17 protein-coding genes and 1 pseudogene are annotated in these 20,239 nt (G+C 70.3%); 9 read left to right on the top strand and 9 right to left on the bottom strand.

The features are described from left to right. Positions 1 to 12: 12 nt before the first annotated feature. From FH608_RS44390 to FH608_RS44380, 3 genes are all read left to right on the top strand, one after another. The gene (locus FH608_RS44390; protein WP_226900457.1) at positions 13 to 1,293 is read left to right on the top strand and encodes an MFS transporter; all 1,281 of its coding nucleotides are present in this window, start codon (positions 13 to 15) and stop codon (positions 1,291 to 1,293) included. 97 nt (positions 1,294 to 1,390) lie between these two features. Then, positions 1,391 to 1,675, top strand: coding sequence for an Hsp20 family protein (locus FH608_RS44385; protein WP_139637065.1), 285 nt, complete (start codon positions 1,391 to 1,393; stop codon positions 1,673 to 1,675). A gap of 56 nt (positions 1,676 to 1,731) precedes the next feature. After that, positions 1,732 to 2,046 (top strand): MerR family transcriptional regulator, encoded by a 315-nt coding sequence (locus FH608_RS44380; RefSeq protein WP_139637064.1) that lies wholly within the window; start codon positions 1,732 to 1,734, stop codon positions 2,044 to 2,046. A gap of 69 nt (positions 2,047 to 2,115) precedes the next feature. Here the strand turns inward: FH608_RS44380 and FH608_RS44375 are convergent, their stop codons facing one another. From FH608_RS44375 to FH608_RS44360, 4 genes are all read right to left on the bottom strand, one after another. Then, on the bottom strand, positions 2,116 to 3,660 hold the full coding sequence (locus tag FH608_RS44375) for a glycoside hydrolase family 43 protein (protein ID WP_139637063.1): 1,545 nt from the start codon (positions 3,658 to 3,660) through the stop codon (positions 2,116 to 2,118). A 103-nt stretch (positions 3,661 to 3,763) separates the two neighbouring features. Further along, positions 3,764 to 4,657 carry a carbohydrate ABC transporter permease gene (locus FH608_RS44370; RefSeq protein WP_139637062.1) on the bottom strand — a complete coding sequence of 298 codons (894 nt, stop codon included), beginning with the start codon at positions 4,655 to 4,657 and terminating at the stop codon, positions 3,764 to 3,766. Beyond that, positions 4,654 to 5,610 carry a carbohydrate ABC transporter permease gene (locus FH608_RS44365; protein WP_139637061.1) on the bottom strand — a complete coding sequence of 319 codons (957 nt, stop codon included), beginning with the start codon at positions 5,608 to 5,610 and terminating at the stop codon, positions 4,654 to 4,656. Before FH608_RS44365 ends, FH608_RS44370 begins: the two co-directional genes overlap by 4 nt. Before the next feature lie 73 nt (positions 5,611 to 5,683). Next, positions 5,684 to 6,961 (bottom strand): ABC transporter substrate-binding protein, encoded by a 1,278-nt coding sequence (locus FH608_RS44360; protein WP_139637060.1) that lies wholly within the window; start codon positions 6,959 to 6,961, stop codon positions 5,684 to 5,686. A 241-nt stretch (positions 6,962 to 7,202) separates the two neighbouring features. Between FH608_RS44360 and FH608_RS44355 the strand changes: the two genes are divergently transcribed. Continuing rightward, positions 7,203 to 8,243 carry a LacI family DNA-binding transcriptional regulator gene (locus tag FH608_RS44355; protein WP_139637059.1) on the top strand — a complete coding sequence of 347 codons (1,041 nt, stop codon included), beginning with the start codon at positions 7,203 to 7,205 and terminating at the stop codon, positions 8,241 to 8,243. Positions 8,244 to 8,351: 108 nt separating this feature from the next. Here the strand turns inward: FH608_RS44355 and FH608_RS44350 are convergent, their stop codons facing one another. Beyond that, positions 8,352 to 9,431, bottom strand: coding sequence for a ChaN family lipoprotein (locus FH608_RS44350; protein WP_139637058.1), 1,080 nt, complete (start codon positions 9,429 to 9,431; stop codon positions 8,352 to 8,354). A 236-nt stretch (positions 9,432 to 9,667) separates the two neighbouring features. Between FH608_RS44350 and FH608_RS44345 the strand changes: the two genes are divergently transcribed. After that, entirely contained in the window at positions 9,668 to 10,333 is a 666-nt protein-coding gene (locus FH608_RS44345; RefSeq protein ID WP_139637057.1) for a response regulator transcription factor, read from the top strand. Positions 10,334 to 10,353: 20 nt separating this feature from the next. Beyond that, entirely contained in the window at positions 10,354 to 11,436 is a 1,083-nt protein-coding gene (locus tag FH608_RS44340; RefSeq protein WP_226900456.1) for a sensor histidine kinase, read from the top strand. A 41-nt stretch (positions 11,437 to 11,477) separates the two neighbouring features. On the opposite strand, the gene FH608_RS52085 is transcribed toward FH608_RS44340, so the two are convergent. The 3 genes and pseudogenes from FH608_RS52085 to FH608_RS44330 all read right to left on the bottom strand — a co-directional run bounded on the left by FH608_RS52085 (position 11,478) and on the right by FH608_RS44330 (position 13,790). Then, positions 11,478 to 11,768 carry a hypothetical protein gene (locus FH608_RS52085; protein WP_193318975.1) on the bottom strand — a complete coding sequence of 97 codons (291 nt, stop codon included), beginning with the start codon at positions 11,766 to 11,768 and terminating at the stop codon, positions 11,478 to 11,480. A gap of 53 nt (positions 11,769 to 11,821) precedes the next feature. Further along, positions 11,822 to 12,028, bottom strand: a pseudogene (locus FH608_RS44335) (beta-galactosidase); the annotation flags it as partial. A 250-nt stretch (positions 12,029 to 12,278) separates the two neighbouring features. Beyond that, positions 12,279 to 13,790 (bottom strand): alpha-L-fucosidase, encoded by a 1,512-nt coding sequence (locus FH608_RS44330; protein WP_193318969.1) that lies wholly within the window; start codon positions 13,788 to 13,790, stop codon positions 12,279 to 12,281. Positions 13,791 to 13,930: 140 nt separating this feature from the next. Between FH608_RS44330 and FH608_RS44325 the strand changes: the two genes are divergently transcribed. Next, positions 13,931 to 14,734, top strand: a complete 804-nt coding sequence (locus tag FH608_RS44325) for a MerR family transcriptional regulator (RefSeq protein ID WP_139637055.1) — start codon at positions 13,931 to 13,933, stop codon at positions 14,732 to 14,734. 105 nt (positions 14,735 to 14,839) lie between these two features. After that, positions 14,840 to 15,349 carry a signal peptidase II gene (locus FH608_RS44320; protein ID WP_139637054.1) on the top strand — a complete coding sequence of 170 codons (510 nt, stop codon included), beginning with the start codon at positions 14,840 to 14,842 and terminating at the stop codon, positions 15,347 to 15,349. A gap of 139 nt (positions 15,350 to 15,488) precedes the next feature. Here the strand turns inward: FH608_RS44320 and FH608_RS44315 are convergent, their stop codons facing one another. Continuing rightward, complete coding sequence (locus FH608_RS44315) at positions 15,489 to 16,478, bottom strand: P1 family peptidase (protein ID WP_226900455.1); 990 nt, start codon at positions 16,476 to 16,478, stop codon at positions 15,489 to 15,491. Between the two features lie 428 nt (positions 16,479 to 16,906). Between FH608_RS44315 and FH608_RS44310 the strand changes: the two genes are divergently transcribed. Next, a complete protein-coding gene (locus FH608_RS44310; protein WP_139637052.1) occupies positions 16,907 to 20,233 on the top strand; it encodes a BTAD domain-containing putative transcriptional regulator in 3,327 nt (1,108 codons plus the stop codon). Positions 20,234 to 20,239: the final 6 nt, after the last annotated feature.

Below are 20,239 nucleotides of genomic sequence, written 5' to 3'. Positions count from 1 at the left end.
AGGTTTCCGGGCATGAAACATTGGAGACCCCGAACGATCTCCGGGATGCGCCGGGCCGCCGCGACCCACCCCGGACCCCGCGTCCTCGCCCGCCGCTTCCTGGTCTGGAACTTCCTGCGGGCGGTGCTGCACAACGGCTGGTGGCTCGTCACCAGCCTCTACATGGCCGTCGACGCGGGCCTGTCCTCTGCGCAACTGCTGCTCGTCGCCGCCGCGCAGGGGGTGGCGAGCATCCTCTTCGAGGTCCCGGCGGGCGTTGTGGCCGACACCCTGGGCCGCAAGAAGGCGATCGTCGCGTCGCACGTCCTGATGGCCGCCGCCATGACGGTCACCGGCATGTTCCCGAGCTTCGTCCCGCTGATGCTGGCCCAGATGCTGTGGGGCATCTCCTGGACCTTCACCAGCGGATCGGACGTTGCCTGGGCGACCGACGAGATCGACCGGCCCGACCGCATGCACCTCCTGCTCGCCGCTCAGAGCCGATGGCAGATGATCGGCGCGGGGGGTGGGATCGTCGCGTTCGGCGGCTTCGCGGTCATCATGGACCGCCCGGCGGCCATCGTGTGCGCGGGCGTCCTGATGCTCCTGCTGGGGACGTGGTTCGCCGTGGTCTTCCCCGAGAGGAACTTCGTCCGCGTCCGCAGGGACCGCCTCAAGGCGGCCGTCGGTATCGCCCGCCGGGGCGCGCGCCTGGCGGTCACCGACCGCACCGTCCTCATGCTGGTCGTCGTCACCGTCCTGGTGAACGGCGCGGCCGACACGTTCGGCCGGATCTACCCGGTACGCCTCGCCGGCCTCGGCCTCCCCCAGGGCGCCTCCGGCATGGCCTGGTTCACCGCGATCAACCTGGCCGTCTACGCCATCGCGGCCCTCGCCCTCGCCGCCGCCCAGCGCCGGCTCGACTCCGACGGCGGGGCCCGCGCCTCCCTGGCCTTCTCCTGCCTTACCGGGCTGGTCAGCCTCGTCGTCCTCGGCCTGGCGTCGATCCTGCCTCTCGCGGTCACCGCCGTGATCACCGCGAAGGGGGTCGCCATGCCCCTGGCGCGGACCGTCACCACCATCTGGGTCAACCGTCGCACCGCCGGCGACATCCGGGCCACCACCCACTCCTTCCTGGCGCAGGCCGAGTACACCGGCGAGATCCTCTGCGCCGCCGGCCTCGCCGCCCTCGCCGGGACCTTCGGAACCGGCGGCACCATGCTCCTCGCCGCAACGCTCTTCGCGGCCGGCGCGGGGACCGTCGCCCTCAACCGGTCCAGAACGAGAAGCCTGGACCGGGAAGCACCAAGGTGAGGTGGCCCTCCCTTGCCATTCCCACCAGAATGGAGCTAACCTATAACTATACTTTAAGGTTAGCTCTATCCTGGGGAGCAGAAGGAGGCTTCGGGACATGTTGCTGGCTTCGATCGATCCGTTCGTCCAGGAACTCGAGCGGCAGTTCGACCGGCTGACCCGCCAGGCCTTCGGCAACGGCGGCTCCGCCATGCCCATGGACGGGCTGCGTCGTAAGGACGACGTGGTTCTGCGCTTCGATCTGCCCGGCATCGACCCCGACTCCATCGAGGTCACCGTCGACCGCGGCGTGCTCACCGTCCACATCCCGGTCCTCGACCGCGCCAAGCCACGCAAGGTCGAGATCAGCCGTGGCGGCGACACCAAGGCCATCAAGCCTTGACACCGGGTCCGGGGGCGGGACGCCCCGGCCCGCCCCCGGATCACAGGGAGGCCAGGATGCCCCAGCTGCCGTTCGACGACGAGCACGCCCCTCTCTACTCACTCGGCCAGGTCGCGGACATGTTGCAGGTCCAGCACGCCTACCTACGCCGCCTCGACGCGCACGACGTCGTCTCCCCCAGCCGCTCCGGCGGCGGCCAGCGCCGCTACTCCCGTCACGACATCACCATCGTCCAGCACGTCACCCGCATGGCCGACGAGGGCATGACCCTCATCGCCATCCGCCGCATCCTCCAACTCGAACGGGAACTCGCGGCCGCGCGCCAGGAGCTCCAGCAGGCCCAGGCCCGGCTGCGCGAGCTGGAGGGCTGACCGGGCGCGGCCACGGACTCGGCGTCGCCCGGCAGGAAGGCGTCCTCCCACCGGGCGGCGTGGGCGGTGTCATGGACGCCGTACGGCGGGAGCGCCATCCCTTCCCTCGTAGTCGAACCAGTCGAAGGCCGCGCTGCCCTCGGTCACGTACATGCCGATGACGCGCCCGGTGAAGCCGGTGGCGACCTCCGTGGACAGGTACCGGCCGTCCAGTTCCGCCAGGACGGTGCGCTCTCCCGCCGCTTCCACGGCGAAGGAGAGGGTGTCCGGGCCGTGGGCGTCGGCGCCGTACGGGCCTTCGCCGTCGTGGCCGGACCGGGTCACGGTCGGCGGCAGGATTCCGGTGGTGCGGATGCCGACGGCGAGGGTGAGCGGCCCGGGTGGCACCGGGCGAGCGGCGACGCGCTGGCGCAGCGGCCCGATGCGGGCGATCACGCACGCCTGCCCGTCGTGCACCTCCAGGTCGTAGTGGTGGGCCTCGTCCAGCCGGACCGACAGGCCGGCCCGCGCCGTGCCGGGCTCGACGCGTACGGCGGCGTCGCAGTCGTGGTGCTGCTGGCGCCGCCCGAAGAAGGTGTGGCCGGGGCGGTCGAGCGTCGGGCCGGTGGCGTGCAGCGTCAGCCGGCCGGGGCGCTCGGTCAGCGACCAGGAGCCGTGGGGACGGGCGCGCGGGGAGATCCAGTGCGGCGCCGGCACCGGCGCGTCGAAGTCGTCCCTGACGGGGGGCGGGGGCAACGGATGCCAGGCGGCGGGCGCCTCGTGGCGGCCCTCGACCGGCCCGGCGACCGGCCAGCCGTCCTCCCACCCCACCGGGATGAGGAACGTCTCCCGGCCGAGGACGTGGAACTCGGGCGTGAAGCCGCGGGGGCGGGTGCCGAGCAGGACCATCCACCACGTGCCGTCGGGCGCCGAGACCATGTCGGCGTGGCCGGTGCTCTGGATCGGCAGGTCGGTGCCGCGATGGGTGAGGATCGGGTTGACCGGGCCGGGGGTGAACGGGCCGCGGGGCGAGCGGGCGCGGGCGATCGACACGGCGTGCCCGCGTTCGGTGCCGCCTTCGGACATCAGCAGGTACCACCAGTCGCCGATGTGGAACAGGTGGGGCGCCTCGGGATACTTCCCCCCGGTTCCGGACCAGACGGGGTAGGGCCCGTCCAGCACCTCGCCGGCCAGCGGGTCGACGCGCGTCACCTGCGTGCCGGAGGTCGTGCACCAGCACGAGCCGTCGTCGTCCCAGGCCAGGTCGGGGTCGATGCCGGGCAGGTCGAGCCGGACGGGGTCCGACCAGGGGCCTTCGGGCTTCTCGGCGGTGACGACGAAGGTGCCGGGCCCGCTGACATTGGTGGTGATCAGGTAGAAGCGGCCGTCGTGATGGCGGATCGTGGGGGCGTAGATCCCGCCGGAGGCCGGTACGTCCGCAGGCAGGTGGAGTTGCGCGGGACGGTCGAGCACGTTGCCGATCTGCCGCCAGTGCACCAGGTCGCGGCTGTGGAAGATCGGCACGCCGGGGAAGTACTCGAAGCTGGAGCACACCAGGTAGTAGTCGTCGCCGGCCCGGCAGACGCTGGGGTCGGGGTGGAAGCCACTGATCACCGGGTTGTCGTACGTCCGCATATCAGCGCATGCCCTCCGCGGGGCACGCGGCCTTCGCCGGCGGGGCGATGTGTGACATGGCTACGAGGGTCATGACGTCCTTCAGAGGTGGTGTTGTGCGGGCTCAGCCCTTGAACGCGCCGTCCATGATCCCGGCCACCATGCGCCGTCCGACGAAGACGAACAGCGCCAGCAGCGGGAGGGTGGCGAGGAACGAGCCGGACATGGCGAGGCCGAGGTCGATGCTGAAGCTGTTCTGCAGGGCCTTGATCGCGATCTGGGCGGTGTACATCTCGGGCGACTTGAGCACGATGAACGGCCACAGGAAGTCGTTCCACGCGGTGACGAAGCCGAGCAGGCCGAGGACGAACGCGCCGGGGCGCACCAGGGGGAAGGCGATGCGCCAGAAGATCTGCCAGGTGGTGGCCCCGTCGATGCGGGCCGCCTGCATGATCTCGTCGCTCAGGGACGAGGACAGGTGCTGGCGCATCCAGAAGATCCCGAACGCGTTGGCCAGGCCCGGCACGATCAGCGCCTGGAGCGTGTCGACCCAGCCGAGCGATGAGACGATCATGTACTGCGGGATGACCGACAGCTGGGTCGGCACGGTCATGGTGAGGACGACGACCAGGAACAGCACGTTGCGCCCGCGGAAGGTCAGCTTGGCGAACGCGAAGCCGGCCATCGAGCACAGCACCGCCTGCCCCACGCCGATCGCCCCCGCGACGATCAGGCTGTTGAGGATGGAACGCAGGAACGGCACGGTCGAGAAGACCAGGCCGGCGAGGTGGAAGAAGTTCCCGCCCGGCAGGATCTCCGGGGGCAGCTGGGTCGCCGTCGCGGTGTCGGTCGTCGCGACGATGAACATCCAGTACAGCGGGAACAGGCAGGCGCCCACGGCCAGGAGCAGCAGGGCGTAGGTCCACCACCGGACGCGCTCGCCGGAGCGTCGCGTCGTCCGCGCCCGCCGTACCGGCTGCTCGGGGTGTGTCGTCGTGTGCGGGCCGGCGTCGGTCATGGCTTCTTCTCCGCGCGGATCTTCGTGGACAGCAGGTAGTTGAGCGTCGCCACCGCGACGACCAGCACGAACAGCGCCACCCCGATCGCCGCGCCGTAGCCGAATCTGAACTGCCCGAAGCCCTGCTCGAAGAGGAACAGCGTCAGGGTCTGGCACTGGCGGACCGCGCCGCAGGTGAGCGGCGTCGCCCGGGAGATGAGCAGTGGCTCGGTGAAGATCTGCAGCCCGCCGATCGTGGAGGTCACGATCGTGAACACGATGACCGGCCGCAGCGAGGGGATGGAGATGTGCAGGAACTGTTTCCAGCTCCCGGCGCCGTCGACGGAGGCCGCCTCGTAGATCGCGCGGGGGACGGCCTGAAGGGAGGCGAGGTAGAGCAGGGTGGTGTAGCCGAACCAGCGCCACACCACCATCACCGCGATCAGGGCGTGGCTGCCCCACATCGACTGGATGAAGTCGATCGGGCCGATGCCCACCAGGCCGAGCAGCCAGTTGAGCAGGCCGTAGTCGCGGTCGAACATCTGGGCGAAGACGATCGCCGTCGCCGCCACCGAGGTGATGTACGGCACCAGCATCGACATGCGGAAGAACACCGCCAGGCGCAGCCGCGCGTGGTTGAGTAGATGCGCCAGCACCAGCGCGACCAGCAACTGCGGGACGGTGGACAGCAGCCAGATGCTGATGGTGTTGCGGACCGCGTTCCAGAACCGGCCGTCGGCGAACAGCCGGGTGAAGTTGTCGAACCCGATGAACACGTGGTCGCCGATCGGGTTCCAGTCGAACAGCGCCACGTAGAAGGTGAACAGCAGCGGGACGAGGCCGAACACCGCGAAGATCAGGAAGAAGGGCGCGATGTAGGCGTACGGGGCGAGCCGCTCGCGCAGGCCGAGGCGCGGGGAGCCGGCGCGGGACGGGGCGGGCAGGCTCGATCGAGCGGGACTGATAGTTGTCACGGTTCGTGGCTTCCTCGCCGCCGAGCCTCGGTGACGGCCCGGGGCCGGCGGCGCTCGTGGTCCATCCGGCCTGCTAGCCGCCTATGGCGGTCTTGATGTTGGTCACCGCGGTGTCGAACGCCTTCGCCGGGTCGCCCTTGCCCTGTTCGACGTTGGTGATGGCGTTCAGGAACTCCTGGCCGATGGCGGAGCTGTCCGGCCCGATGAGGAACGGCTTGAGCCCGAGCAGGGAGTCGGTGTAGATCGTCCCGATGGGGGCGTCGGAGAAGAAGGGATCCTTCAGCGACGTCAGCTTCTGGTCCTTGTACACGGAGGGCGTCGTGGGCAGCGAGCCGGAGTCGAGGAAGTGCTCCAGCTGTCCCGCCGGTGACTGCATGGTGCTGATGTAGTCCCACGCGGCCTTCGGGTTCTGGGCGTTCTTCGGGATCGCCAGGTAGCTGCCGCCCCAGTTTCCGGATCCTCCTGGGATGGTGGCGAGGTCCCACTTGCCCTTGGTGTCGGGCGCGTTGCTGCGGATGGAGCCGAGCATCCAGGACGGTGCCGCCACGACCGCGAAGTCGCCCTTCTTCATGGCGGCGCTCCAGCCGTCGGTGAACGAGCTCTGCTTGGCCGTGATGCCGGCCTGGGCGGCCTTGATGCCGTAGTCGAACGCCGTCCTGACCTGCGGGTTCGTCGCGTACACCGGGTTGCCGGAGGGGTCGTAGTACTTCTCGGAGACCTGGTTGACGGCCTGGAAGAAGACGCTCGTCGCCGCGTTGTCGGTGAACGCCTTGCCGGTCTTGGCGGTGTACTTCTTGCCGGTCTCGATGAAGGCGTCCCAGGTGGGCCAGAGCTCGCTCACCTTGTCCCGGTCGGTGGGCAGCCCGGCGGCCTCGAACAGGTCGGTGCGGTACGCGACCGCCATGCCGCCCACGTCGGTCGGGATGCCGATGATCGAGCCGTCCTTGGCGGTGGACTGGCTCATCACCCAGTCCAGGTAGTCGCCCTTCATCGTGTCGGCGCCGAGACTGCGCAGGTCGACGAAGTTCTGCGGCTGCTGGACGAACTTGGGCATGTCGTCGCCCTGGATGAGCACGAGATCCGGCACCTTGCCCCCGGCCAGGGCCGTGGTGAGCGCCTGCGCCGTCTCCACCGAGCTGCCCACCTCGGTCAGCTTCACCGTCACGTCCGGCTTCTTCTTCTTGTAGTCGTCGACGGTCGCCTTCTGGTCGATGCCGGTGAACGACCAGAACTCGAACGACTTGCTCTCGGCGCCGCCCGCGGACGTCCCGTCCGACGTGCCGGAGCAGGCTGTCATGGTGAGCGCCGCGGCCGCGGCGAGTGCGACCACTGATGCGTTGCGGAACTTCACGTTGATCTCTCTCACTTGCCGTTCTGCCGGGGGGGTTCGGTTGCGTCGCGGGTGGGTTCGAGGCGGGTGCCGGACCGGTGCGGTGGGGAGTCGCGGAAACCGACTCCGAAAGTTTCTTGCGAAGTGCCGATCGTTAACCGTGGACTCTAGGCAAATGTCGTGAAGCACGTCAAGGATTCCGGCGTTCTCCAGGAGAAACATTTAGCCCGATATCCGAATATTTCGGCGTTAGACTGCCTTCATGACCCAAATCGAGGAGCCCGCCCCGCCGCCCGCAGCCTCCCGATCCCTGACGATCGCGCAGCTGGCCGACCTGGCGGGGGTGTCCACCGCGACGGTCTCCAAAGTGGTCAACGGCCGGTCCGAGGTCGCGCCCGACACGCGCGCGCTGGTGGAGAACCTCATCCGCGAGCACGGCTACCGGCGGCGGAAGCGGCGCCTGGCCCCCGCGCCGCTGCTGGAGCTGGTCTTCCACGAGCTCCTGGGCGCGTACGCGCTGCAGATCATCAACGGGGTCGCGCAGGTCGCGCGCGAGCACCGCCTGGCCGTGGTGCTGTCGGAGCTGCAGGGGCGCCACACCCCCGGCCGCGGCTGGATCGAGGACGTCCTGGCCCGCCGCTCCACCGGCGTCATCACCGTGTTCTCCGGCCTGACCGACAGCCAGCGCGTCCAGCTGGAGACGCGCGACATCCCCCTCGTGGTCGTCGATCCCACCGGCGACCCCGGGCACCGGGTGCCGTCGGTGGGCGCGGGCAACTGGAACGGCGGGCTGTCGGCGACCCGGCACCTGCTGTCGCTGGGCCACCGGCGCATCGCCGTCATCACCGGCCCCGCCCGCATGCTGTCCAGCCGGGCGCGCCTCGACGGCCACCGCGCCGCCATGGACGCCGCCGGCGTGCCCGTCGACCCGGAACTCGTCCGCGAGGGCGACTTCAACGTCGAGGACGGGCTGGCGCACGCCCTCGACCTGCTGCGCCTGCCCGACCGGCCGACCGCGATCTTCGCCTGCAACGACGACCAGGCCGTGGGCGTCTACCAGGCCGCCGACGAGCTGGGGCTGCGCATCCCGGCCGACCTGAGCGTGGTCGGCTTCGACGACCTGCCCGAGGCGGGACGGGCGATCCCGCCGCTGACCACGATCCGCCAGCCGCTCACGGAGATGGCCAGGGCCGCCACCCGCATGGTGATCGCCCTGGCCCAGGGCGATCCGCTGCCGCAGAACCGCGTGGAGCTCGCCACCGACCTCGTCGTCCGCCGCAGCACCGCGCCGCCCGCCGCGTGACGCCCTCTCGTCTTAAGTTTCGATGGTGAAGCAGAAACTAATCTCGGCGATGAGGCGCTCAGAAGCCTTCCCGGCCTGCGTGCCGGGGTGGATCCGTGCTTCTCCCCGTCAGTGACCGCGGTTCGCGACGCAGCTCACGGGCGGTGGCGCGGGCAGAGTGACCGGCTGCTGCTGCCGATACTGTTCCAGGTCGATGAGGTTCCCGTTGATCGCGTTACGCCTCTGGAGTTCCGCCCAGTACACCGGGTCGAGGAAGATCGCGGGGTTCCACAGCGGCTGCGTCAGGTCCGTCAGTTGCCCGAGGTACAGCACGGCGTCGGCCAGCTTTCCCAAGGGGAAGCCGCACAGCCGCGGCGCGTCCATGAACCTTCCCGCGTCGGTCGATTCAAGCCAGCTGCCCGAGCACGGGATCACGGTGCGCCGTGGACAGGTCGCCAGGCGGGGATGGCTGCCGGCCACGATCACGTAGACGTGCCTGCCGGTCTGTTCCTCGATCAGCGGGACCGCGTGGTCGGCGTTCTGTCCTGGCTCCGGCGAGTGCATCACGTGCCCGCTGCCGTAGAAGATCAGCGCCCGGCGTTTCCTGGCGAGCACTTCCCGTTCCACCACCGACGCCATGTGGGTGTCGCGTTGGGCGAGAAAGGCATCCACCTGCCCCTGCGTGGTGATGCGGGACCAGTCGATCGGCGGGTCCCCGAGCAGCACCCGGATCCTTCGCTCCGCCGGCAGCGTCCAGTTGACGGCGCGGACCGTCCGGAAGAACTGTTCACGGATCGGCTGGTCCCCGGTGGCCAGGGGCGACTGCGTGGTGTTCCGCCAGACCTGCCGCAACACCTGGTCGTCGACGGCCCCGCCGGCGACGAACCGGTCAACGATCGGCTGGTACATCGCGTTGCCGAACTCGACGACGATGTCGTCGACCACGTGCGGCAACCGCGGGTCCGCAAGGAGCATCTGCTGCGCGTCACCGTGTTCCTGCCGGCCGTGTGACTCACCGAGCGCCACGAGCCGATGGTGCTCGAACGCCGCGAGCACCGCCTGCGTGAGCCCCCGCGTGACCACGTCGGCCCTGCCCGCCGAGCTGCCCGCCGACCTGCCCGACGAGCTGGTCGTCAGCAGCCCGCCGGCCGCCGTACCGGCACCGGTGACGGCGAGGAACCTCCGCCGCGTCAACCGTGGATCTCTCATCACGTCTGGTCCTTTCTGAAGGGGAATGTCGCTCGTGCGACAGACCCCGAGCTCACGGGGCGTGCCTCTCATGGACGCCTGTCCGGGGATGGTTGTACGGCACGGCCGGTGTCGGCCTGGTGTCAGCCGCTGACACCCGGCCGACACCGGATTCCTGGCATCGTGAGCAGTGCGGTCGCGCCCACCGGACACGGTGGACGGGACGGCGCCACCACCGGGTGAGAGGGAGGATGGTCGTGCGGGTTCTGGTCGTCGAAGACTTCGAGGTTCTGGCGAGGACCATCGGGACCGGGTTGCGCCGCGAGGGCATGGCGGTCGATGTCGTTCTCGACGGCGACGATGCTCTGGCCCACCTGGCCCGCACCCGATACGACGTGGTGGTGCTGGACCGCGACCTGCCCGGCACACCCGGCGACGACGTGTGCCGGGACATCGCCGCCGGCGGCGCCGGGTCGCGGGTGCTGATGCTCACTGCCGCGGGCACCGTGCGAGACCGGGTCGAGGGCCTGGGTCTGGGCGCCGACGACTACCTGCCCAAACCGTTCGACTTCACCGAGCTGGTGGCCCGCGTGCGCGCGCTGGGGCGCCGCTCGGCGCCCGCCGTGCCTCCGATCCTCCAGGCGGAGGATCTGACCCTGGACCCGAGCCGGCGGGTGGCCTTTCGTGGGGAACGGCGCCTGGAGCTCACCCCGAAGGAGTTCGCCCTGCTGGAATGCCTGCTCGCTGCCGGTGACCGGGTCGTGTCCACGGAAGAGTTGCTGGAACGGGTCTGGGACGAGGCCGCCGACCCGTTCACCACGGCTGTCAAGACGACGGTGCGCAGGTTACGGGCCAAGCTCGGCGAACCGCCCGTGATCGGGACCGTCCGTGAGGGCGGCTACCGGATCGGAGTTCCGCGATGAATCCCGCACCGGACCCGACAGTGACCGGCCGCGCCCGGCACCACCTGCGCCGGCCGTCCCTGCGCGCGCAGCTCACGACGCTCTACGCCGGCCTGGCTCTGGCCGTCGTCGTCCCGGTGCTGCTGTTCGCCGGCTTCCTCGTCGGCAGAGACCAGGTACGCGTCCGGGCCGGGGATGCCGTCCCACCGCCCGATGCGGCCGCCCAGCAGGTCGATACCGCGCTCGCGATCACCGCGGTCATCGTCGTGGTCCTCACCGTGCTGACCGCGTGGTGGCTGGCCGGGCGCTTCCTCCGCCCGCTGCGCGCCATGACCGCGACCGCCCAGGAAATCTCAGCCACCAACCTCAACCGACGGCTCGGCCTGCGCGGCCCGGACGACGAGCTGACCAGGCTGGGGCGCACCCTCGACGACCTGTTCCAGCGGCTGGATTCCTCGTTCGCGGCGCAGCGCCACTTCGTCGCCAACGCCTCGCATGAGCTGCGCACCCCGCTGGCCGGTCAGCGCGCCGTACTCCAGGTCGCGCTCGCCGACCCCGAGGCGAGCGAGGCCGGCCTGCGAGCCGCCTGCGAGGAAGCACTCGGTCTCGGGGAACGGCAGGAACGTCTGATCGACGCCCTGCTCACGCTGGCGGAAGGACAGAAGGGCATCGAGCACCGGGAAGTGGTCGACCTGGCCGATGTCGCCAAGGGGGTGATGCTTTCGCGCCGTGCGGAGGCCACCCGGCGCACCATCACGGTCCAGGCATCGCTGGGCCCGGCACCGATCAGCGGCGATCCCGACCTGATCGCCAGCATGATCGGCAACCTGGTCGACAACGCGCTCCACCACAACGTTCCCGACGGACACGTCACCATCGCCACGGAACTCACGGATGGTCGCGCCCACCTTACGGTCGGCAACACCGGCCCGACTATCCGATCGCAGGACCTACGACGGCTTTTCCAGCCGTTCCAGCGACTCGGCGCCCAGCGAACCCAGACCACCGACGGCCACGGACTGGGCCTGGCCATCGTGCAGTCCGTCGCCGAAGCACATGGCGCGCAGTTGACGGCTCACCCACGCCCCCGGGGCGGTTTGGACGTGACGGTGCGGTTCGGCTGATGGCGACGGCGGGAAGGGCGCCGGTTCCTCCCGCCGTGCCATCATCGTCCGACGCCGGGGACGACCGTGCGAGGCACCGGGACCAGCGTGGCCGAGCGCGGCTCCAGCACGCTGCCTCCTTGAGGCGCCGCCGGGCGTACGTGAGGGGGGACGAAGACGGGGACGTCCTCGCGCAGCGGCAGCAGCCGCAGCTCCCGGACGTGCTCCAGGACGTCCTTGCGGAACCTGCGCAGGCCGATCTCCCAGACGGGGCCGTACCAGAACTGGTCGGCCACCAGGCGACCGCCGATGAGGGCGCGGCCCACGTCCCCCGTCCGCGGGACGCAGTCCACGTCGCACCCAAGCCGCCGTTGCGGGACTCCCCGTGCCCCCAGGGGCCGATCCGCACGACCACGTCCAGCCCGAGCTCGGCGCAGGTCATCACGAATCGCCGCAGGTCGCGGTCGCCGCTCCAGTCGAAGGCGCCGCGGCGCTCCTCGTGCAGGTTCCGGAACACGTATGTTACGACGACCGTCACGCCCCCGGCGCGGACCTTGAGCAGTTCCTCGTGCCACTCGTCGGCGGGGTAGCGGCCGTAGTGGAACTCCCCCATCACCGGGAACCACGGCTCGCCGGCGCGGGTCAGATGGCGCGCGTTCACGGTGATCGCGTCGGGCTGGTGGGGCGGGTCGCCGAGCCGCAGGTGTCCCTGGGCCGGCGGCGGGATCACGCCCGGCACGCTGAGTCGCCGCGCGGCTGTGGCCTTCCTCTTCTGGCGCAAGTCGGAGCGCGTGCAGTATGACCGCCGAACCGCCCGCGGGGGGACCTCGTGCGCGTCATCGCAGGTCGTGGTGACCGATCCGTCACCGCTCCCGAAGGCCGAGCTCGATGCGGTGGACCTGCGCCGCCGACTCGATGACGAGCGCCCCCTCCTCCTGCCGCCAGCTCACGGGCCCCTCGCCCAGGGCATGCACGCCGGTGATCTCGCGGTCGAGCAGCCCGGTCTGCCGTCCGAGCCGCCGCAGGGCCACCGGTCCCTCGGGCACGCCGAGCACGGTGGCGTACAACGACGAGCCGGTGCCGACGGGGGTGGCGGTGTAGCGAATGTCGGCGCTGGTCATCGTGCTGCCCTCGTTGAAGCCCTGCGCCTTGAGCGCGGGCGGGTGCTCCGCCGACGGCCCCTCGCCGAAGACCTTCCACGGAACGGTGTCGAACACCGCCTCCCCGTTGACCGCCAGCCATCGCCCGATGCCGGCGAGGATCGCCCGCTCGTCCTCGTCGATCTCGCCCTCGCCGCTGACCGGGACGCTGAGCAGCAGGTTGCCGTTCTTGCTCACCACGTCGACCAGCATGCCGACCACCTCGGCGGCCGGCTTGTAGCGGTGCTCGGCGAAGACGCGCTCGTCGTAGTGCCACTCCCCCAGACAGGTGCAGGTCTGCCACGGCTCCGGCTCGATGCGATCGCTGACGCCGCGCTCGACGTCCCAGGTCAGGGCGCGCCGCTGCCGCTCGTCCAGGACCTTGCCGCACACGATCATGTCCTCGGACAGGGTGTACAGGGCGGCCGCGATCTCCAGCCCGACCGGGCCGCACTGGTGCAGCGGCAGCACGGTGTCGTCGAAGTAGACCAGATCCGGCCGGTACGCCTCCGCGAGCTGCAACGTCCTGGCCTTGAACGCCGCCTGGTACGCCGCATCCGGCCAGTGCTCCGGATCCGGCCAGTCCCAGGCGCGGTGGATGACCTTCGGGTCGGCGACGTTCGGCGCCGGCGGGTGGTTCTGCGCGTACAGCTGCTGCGGGTCCAGGCCCTCCCACCAGGTGCCCGCCCCGTCGGCCGCGCTCAGCCGCCCGTCGTACGGCACCCCCGCCATCGGCCCGTCCGGATCGGCGCCCTGGCTCGGCTCGTACCAGGACCAGGCATGCGCGGCGTGCACGCTCACCCCGAACCGCAGGCCATGCGACCGCGCGGCCGCCGCCCACTCGCCGACGATGTCGCGGCGCGGCCCCACCCGGACCGAGTTCCACGCGTGGTGCGTGCTGTCCCACAAGTCCACGTTGTCGTGGTGGTTGGCCATCGCCACGAAGTACCGGGCACCCGTCCTCGCGTACAGCGCGACCAGTTCCTCCGGGTCCCAGCGCGACGCCTTCCACTCGTTGATCACGTCCTTGAACCCGAACCGGGACGGATGCCCGTACCGCTCCCGGTGGAAGCGGGCGTCCTCGGTGCCGGGCAGGTACATCGACCGGGCGTACCAGTCACCATGGCCTGGCTGGCACTGCGGGCCCCAATGCGCCCACAGCCCGAACTTCGCCCGGGTGAACCATTCCGGCATCTCGCGGGCCTCGAGCGACTCCCAGGACGGCGTGAAAACCACGGAAGAACCTTTCGTCGGATATACCAAGACTTTCACTGGTCGCATTGTTCTCCACGAGCCACCTGGCGGCGCCGGTGGACTTCTGGAGCTCGTGGGCCCGGGTTCCTCGACCTGTTCAGCCGCGGGCGACAATGGGGAGCATGCCTGATGCCACTGACGCCGATGGCCTGACCGTCGGTCAGGTCTCGACGCGTCTGGGAGTGACGGTCCGCGCGCTGCACCACTGGGATGAGATCGGTCTGGCGCGGCCGTCCCTGCGTACGGCCGGCGGATACCGGCTCTACACCGCCGATGACCTGGAACGCCTCCACCGCATCGTCGTCTACCGTGAGATCGGTTTCGGCCTGGACAGGATCCGGGCCGTCCTGGACGACTCGACCGCCGACGTGCTCGGCGCGTTGCGCGCGCAGCGCACCCAGGTCGCGGAGCGGATCGACCGCCTCCAGCGGCTCGGCGCCGGGCTGGACCGGATGATCGACGCCCACGAGCGCGGCCTGCTGCTGAGCATCGAGCAGCAGACCGCGATCTTCGGCCCTCGGTGGAATCCGGACTGGCCCGCCCAAGCCCGTCAGCTCTACGGGAACACCACGCAATGGGTGCAGTTCGCCGAGCGCTCGGCCTCCCGCAGCCCGGAGGAGTGGCAGGCCATCGCCGACGCCGTCGCCGACCTCGACCGCGCCCTCGGAGATGCGATGGACGCCGCCGTCGCACCCGGCAGCCCGGAAGCGAATCGGCTCGCCGAGCGGCACCGCGAAGTCTTCGCTGCGTACTTCCCCCTCACCAGGGAGATGCAGGTCTGTCTCGGCCGCATGTTCGAGGCCGACCCGGCGTTCGCCACCCACTACGACGGCATCCGCGCCAACCTCGCCTCCTGGTTCCGCCGCATCATCGACGCCAGCGCGCGAGCCCACGGCATCGACCCCGACACCGCGACCTGGCAGTAGAGCGCGAGCCCGAAGGGTCGTGCGGCGCCGGCTCGGCCTGAGGAGAAGCCCCGATAGTCTCCAAGCAACCTTTCGGTCGGATATCGCTACAGCAGGAGGCCATCGATGATGCGGTTGGAGCGGGGTTCAGGTCGGCTGTACGGCATGATGCTCATGCTGGCCGCGGTGGTCCTGCTCCTGGACCAGGTCACCAAGTTCTGGGCGGTCTCCGCGCTGTCCGGCGGCGAGCGCGTCGCCGTGATCCCCCCTCTGATCCACTTCCGGCTGCTGTACAACCCCGGCAGCGCGTTCTCCATCGGCACCGGCGTGACCTGGGTGTTCGCCCTGGTGGCGGCGGTCGCGGTGGCCGGCATCCTCTACACCGCGCGCCGGCTGGCCTCCCGCGGCTGGGCGCTCGTCCTGGGCGCGCTGCTCGGCGGCGCGGTGTCCCACCTGGGCGACCGGCTCTTCCGCGAGCCCGGCTTCGCCCGGGGGCATGTCGTGGACTTCATCGACTACGGTCTGTTCGTGGGTAACGTCGCCGACATCGCGCTCACCTGCGGGTGTGTCGCCATGGTGCTGCTCAGCCTGCGCGGTGTGCCGCTCGCCAAGGTGCCGGCCGAGGAAACCGCCTGACCGTTGGGAGACCTTGTCCAGGTGGTCTCGGAGCCGCGGGGCCATGCCGGCCGGTTCCGGGGCGGTCACGGCGAGGCCGTCCCGCCATCGCCGATGATCCTCCCCATGCCGATGGGTCGCGCCCGAGCAGCCGTCCGCATCAGAAGGCGCCTCGTCGCCCGCTTCCGAGCGTGGGGCGGAGCGGCCCGACGTACGGTACGGCGTGCCGCGTGCGGCCGCGCAGGCCGGTGGTGGTCGTCGCCATGAGCAGGGAGTTGAGCAGTGCCTCCTCGACGGCGTCCATGACGGCGGTGAAGATGGGGTTGATCGCGTCGTCGGGCAGGAGCGGAAGCTGTGGTGGCGCCGTGGTGAAGGCGATCGCATAGTCGCCGCTGCCGCTGGCGTACGACGCTCCCACCCGCCCCATCGCGAAGATCGCGCGGCGGGCGAGGCGGCCCAGCCGGCGGGCGTCGAGCGGCGCGTCGGTCGCCACCACGATCATGCAGGAGTTGCCGGAGGGCTCGTCGTGGTCCTGTTCGCCGATGACCTGCTCGACCGGCATCGGGGTCCCCTGCACGGTGAGGACGCCACCGAAATTCGACTGGACGAGGACGCCGACCGTCGCGGGGATGCCGTCCACCAGATGCGTTCGTGAGGCGGTGCCGATCCCGGCCTTGAATCCCAGGGCCGTCGTCCCGGTGCCGGCACCCACGCAGCCCTCCAAGGGCAGTCCGCCGGACGCGCCTTCCAGAGCGTCGAGGACATGCCGCTCAGTGACAGGACGACGGCGGATGTCGGAGAGGAAGCCGTCGTTGGTCTCCCCCACGAGCGGGTTGAACGACAGTCCGTCCGGATGGCGCGCCATGAGGTAGGTGAGCAGCGCGTCGGCCGCCCGGAACGCCGACAGAGTGGCGGTCAGGACGATGGGGGACTCCAGGACGCCGAGCTCGTCCATCTGGGTCGAGCCGATCAGCTTCCCATGTCCGTTGCCGGTGTGGACGGCGGCCGGCAGGCCCGGCCGTGCCGCGGTCAGCTGCGTGGGGACGACGGCCGTCACTCCTGTGTGGAGATCGGCGCCGTTGTCGATCGTGCTGTGTCCGACCAGGACTCCCTCGACGTCAGTGATCGAGTTCAGGTGTCCGGTCGGCAACGCGCCGACGACGATGCCCAGGGCACGTGCCCGTACGCGTGCGCTGGCTGGGACGTGATGAGATAGGTGGTTCATCCTGTTCCTGTGGAGCCCCCGGCCTGGCCATGTTTCCGGGCCCGCGCATGGGCGATGCCCTCGTGGGAGGGATTTGCGATCATCAAGCCGCAGATCGAGTTCGGTGATGCGCTCATTCTGCCGTGCCGAGTGGAGCCGCGTCACGTCGGGGGCGGCATGCCGAGGACTCGACGGATGACGGATACGCGGTCGACTTGAGAATCCACCTCACCCCCGCCCGTCGACCTGCGCGCCGTCCGCGATCGTCTGCCGTGTGTCGATCGAGACCGGCCGCGCCGAGGAGAGAGTTCGGCCTTCCCAGCCCTCGGCGACTGGGATCCGTTCCTTTACGGACACGGCGTTAACCTGTGGTTATGCGCTTCGGGGTGCTGGGGGAGGTACGGGTGTGGACGGCCGAAGGCCGGCCGGTGCCTGTGCCGGAGACCAAAGTGCGCGCGTTGCTGGCCGATCTGCTGGTCCACCAGGGGCAGCCGGTGTCGGCGGACCGGCTGATCGATGACCTTTGGGGAGATGACCTGCCCGCCAACCCCACCGGCGCGCTGCAGGTGAAGGTGTCCCGGCTACGGCATGCCCTGGCCCAGGCCGAGAGCGGCGGAGGCGGGCTGGTGGTCTCGTCCGCGCACGGCTATCTGCTGCGGCTCGAGCACGACGCGGTGGATGCCGACCGGTTCGCCGCGCTGCTCGCCCGAGCCAGGGAATGCCCGGATGCGCAGGCGCGCCTGAAGGTGCTGGAGGAGGCGCTGGGGTTGTGGCGGGGCCCGCCCTTCGCTGATTTCGCCGAGGAACCGTTCGCGCTGCCGATGACGCGCCGGCTGAGCGAACAGCACCTGGCGGCGATGGAGGCGCGCGCCGAGGCTCGCCTGGAGCTGGGCGAGCATGACCTGCTGGTGGGCGAGCTGGAGGACCTGGTCGGACGATATCCGCTGCGCGAGCGGTTGCGGGCGGCGCAGATGCGCGCGCTGTATCAGGCCGGACGGCAGAGCGACGCGCTGGCCTGCTACGCCGAGCTGCGAAACCGGCTGGCCGAGGAGCTGGGGCTGGATCCGAGCCCCGAACTGGCCGCCCTGCACCAGGCGATCCTGCGGCAGGATCCGGCCCTGACCGCGCCGGCCCCGGCGGCCTCACCCGTCCCCCTGAACCGTCCGCGTACCAACCTGCCGGCTGCGCTGACCGATCTGGTCGGCCGGGACGAGGCGGTGGAGGAGGTGTGCTCCTCGCTGAAGGCGGGGCGCATGGTGACGCTGACCGGCCCCGGCGGGGTCGGCAAGACCCGGCTCGCGATCGAGACCGCGGGCCGTATGACCGCCGACTATCCGGACGGCGTCTGGCTCGTGGAACTCGGCGAGTACGGCCGCCCGGAGCTGGGGCGAACGCCGGCACCGCAGGAAGGATCGACGCCGGAGAGAACTTCGGCACTGGGCATGGAGGAGGTGGCGCTCAGGGTCGCGGCAGTGCTGGGCATCCGTGACGACACCTTGGCCAGCGCGATGCCCCTGCCGGCCGGCGAGCTCCTCGCCGAGGTGCTGGCCGACCAGCGTCTGCTGCTGGTCATGGACAACTGCGAACACGTCGTCGAGGCGGCGGCCAAGCTGGCGGAGATGCTGCTGAGGACGGCTCCGGAGCTCCGGATCCTGGCCACCAGCAGAGAGCCTCTGGCGCTGTCCGGCGAGGTCGTCTGGCCTGTGCCGGCGCTGACGCTTCCCGACCCGTCCGCGGGCGCGGACGTGGCGAAGGTGGCGCAGGCCGGCGCCGTGCGGTTGTTCGTCGAGCGGGCCGCCGCGGGCATGCCGCACTTCCAGCTCGACGCCACCAACGTCAGGCAGGTCGCGGAGCTGTGCCGCCGGTTGGACGGCATCCCACTCGCCCTGGAGCTGGCGGCCACCCGCGTACGAGCCATGGGGGTCCACGAGCTGGTGGCCCGCCTCGATCACCGTTTCGCGATCTTGGCTGCGGGCTGCCGGGATGCCCCCGCCCGCCATCAGACCCTGCGCGCCGTCATCGACTGGAGCTGGGACCTGCTGTCCGCACCCGAACGCGTGGTGCTGCGCAGACTCGCCGTACACCCCGGCGGCTGCACCCTGCCGGCCGCCGAAGCGGTGTGCTCCGACGGTGCGGCGGATGATGAAGCCGGAGACGTGACCAGCGTCGGGATGATGGCCGAGGACGTTTGGGAGGTGCTGGCCCGCCTCGTCGATCGCTCCCTGGTCATCGTGACCGACGACTCCGGCGGCCCCCGCTATCGGCTGCTGGAGACGGTCGCCCACTACGGCCTGCAGCGCCTCCATGAAGCCGGCGAGCTGGAGCAGATCCGGCGGCGCTTCCACCGCTACTACCTCAGGCTGGCCCAAGAGGCCGAGCCGAACCTGCACGGAGACGGTCAGCGTCGATGGCTTGATCGTCTGGACCGGGAGAGCGCCAACCTGCGCAGTGCGCTGGAGGGCATGGTGCACCACAATGACGCCACCGGCGCGCTCGACCTCACCCTCGCTCTGGTCTGGTACTGGTTCCTACGCGGCCGCCTCGGCGAAGCGTGTGACTCCTTCGACCGGGCACTGGCCGCCTCCGGTGACGTGCCCGCCGCGGTGCGCGCCACAGCCAGGGGATGGCACGCCGGAGTCCGCCTGCTGACAGGCACCCCTCGCGATCACCGGATGCGCAGCCCGACGGCCATGCAGGCGTTCCAGGACATCGAGGATCCGCGCGAACGCGCACGAGTCCAGTGGTTCTTCGGCTACGCCCTGTACAGCGGCATTCGGGACCTGCCCACCAGCGAGGAGTACGTGAGCCGAGCGCTGGCGACCTTCCGTCAGGTCTCTGATCGTTGGGGAATCGCCGCGGCCTTGAGCACCGCGGCAAGACATGCCATGAACAAGGGCGACCTTCAGGCGCTCGAACACTGCGGCGAGGAGAGCTTGGAGCTGTTCCGCGAACTGGGCGACCGCTGGGGGCAGCTCCAGATCATACGTCCCCTCACCGCACTGGCCGCGATCAACGGTGATTACGCGCAGGCCGCCCAACTCCACCGCGACGGGCTGCGCATGGCCGAGGAGCTCCGGTTCTGGCCCGAGGTCGCCGACCAGCTCATGGGCCTTGGCCGGATAGCGCTGCTGGCCGGCGACTTCAGGCAGGCACGACAGCTCCATCAACAGTCCAAACGGGTGGCGGCCAGACAGAACGACAAGAAAGGCGAGCTCAATGCCGACATTGGTCTCGCTCTGACAGCACGCCGGGAAGGCGACCTCGACGGCGCCGAGAAACATCTGAACGCCGTGCTCGATCTGGTTCGCGACGCGAGCTTCGCGTCTGTCACCGCACTGATGCTGGCCGAGCTCGGCTTCATCGCCGAACAGCGTGGCGATGCCGAGACGGCGCTGATCCGGCATCGGAAGGGGCTGTCGGCCGCCCGGGCCACCAGCGACCCCCGCGCAGTCGCGCTCGCCATGGAGGGTCTGGCGGGAGCCCATGCCCTCGCCGGACACCACGACCATGCCGCGCGACTGCTCGGAGCGGCGTCCGCCGCCAGAGAATCAGTCGGGGCCCCGCTGCCTCCCTCCGAACGCGGAGATGTCAACCGGATCACTTCCGCGGTGCGAGCCTCCCTGGGTGAAGACGCTTTCGCTGCCGCGTTTGCCCACGGTCTCGAGCAGAGCCCTGCCGGCTACCTGGAGCCGAACGCGTGACCGGGC

Origin of the sequence: Nonomuraea phyllanthi (genome assembly GCF_006334985.2) — a bacterium.
Lineage (GTDB): Bacteria > Actinomycetota > Actinomycetes > Streptosporangiales > Streptosporangiaceae > Nonomuraea > Nonomuraea phyllanthi.
The sequence above is the reverse complement of the archived record's forward strand: the minus strand, read 5'-3'. Positions and strand labels throughout refer to the sequence as shown.

Coding starts and splice junctions, on each gene's coding strand:
- FH608_RS44390 (WP_226900457.1), top strand. CDS start 13: ATGAAACATTGGAGACCCCGAACGATCTCCGGGATGCGCCGGGCCGCC.
- FH608_RS44385 (WP_139637065.1), top strand. CDS start 1,391: ATGTTGCTGGCTTCGATCGATCCGTTCGTCCAGGAACTCGAGCGGCAG.
- FH608_RS44380 (WP_139637064.1), top strand. CDS start 1,732: ATGCCCCAGCTGCCGTTCGACGACGAGCACGCCCCTCTCTACTCACTC.
- FH608_RS44375 (WP_139637063.1), bottom strand. CDS start 3,660: ATGCGGACGTACGACAACCCGGTGATCAGTGGCTTCCACCCCGACCCC.
- FH608_RS44370 (WP_139637062.1), bottom strand. CDS start 4,657: ATGACCGACGCCGGCCCGCACACGACGACACACCCCGAGCAGCCGGTA.
- FH608_RS44355 (WP_139637059.1), top strand. CDS start 7,203: ATGACCCAAATCGAGGAGCCCGCCCCGCCGCCCGCAGCCTCCCGATCC.
- FH608_RS44350 (WP_139637058.1), bottom strand. CDS start 9,431: ATGAGAGATCCACGGTTGACGCGGCGGAGGTTCCTCGCCGTCACCGGT.
- FH608_RS44325 (WP_139637055.1), top strand. CDS start 13,931: ATGCCTGATGCCACTGACGCCGATGGCCTGACCGTCGGTCAGGTCTCG.
- FH608_RS44320 (WP_139637054.1), top strand. CDS start 14,840: ATGATGCGGTTGGAGCGGGGTTCAGGTCGGCTGTACGGCATGATGCTC.
- FH608_RS44310 (WP_139637052.1), top strand. CDS start 16,907: ATGCGCTTCGGGGTGCTGGGGGAGGTACGGGTGTGGACGGCCGAAGGC.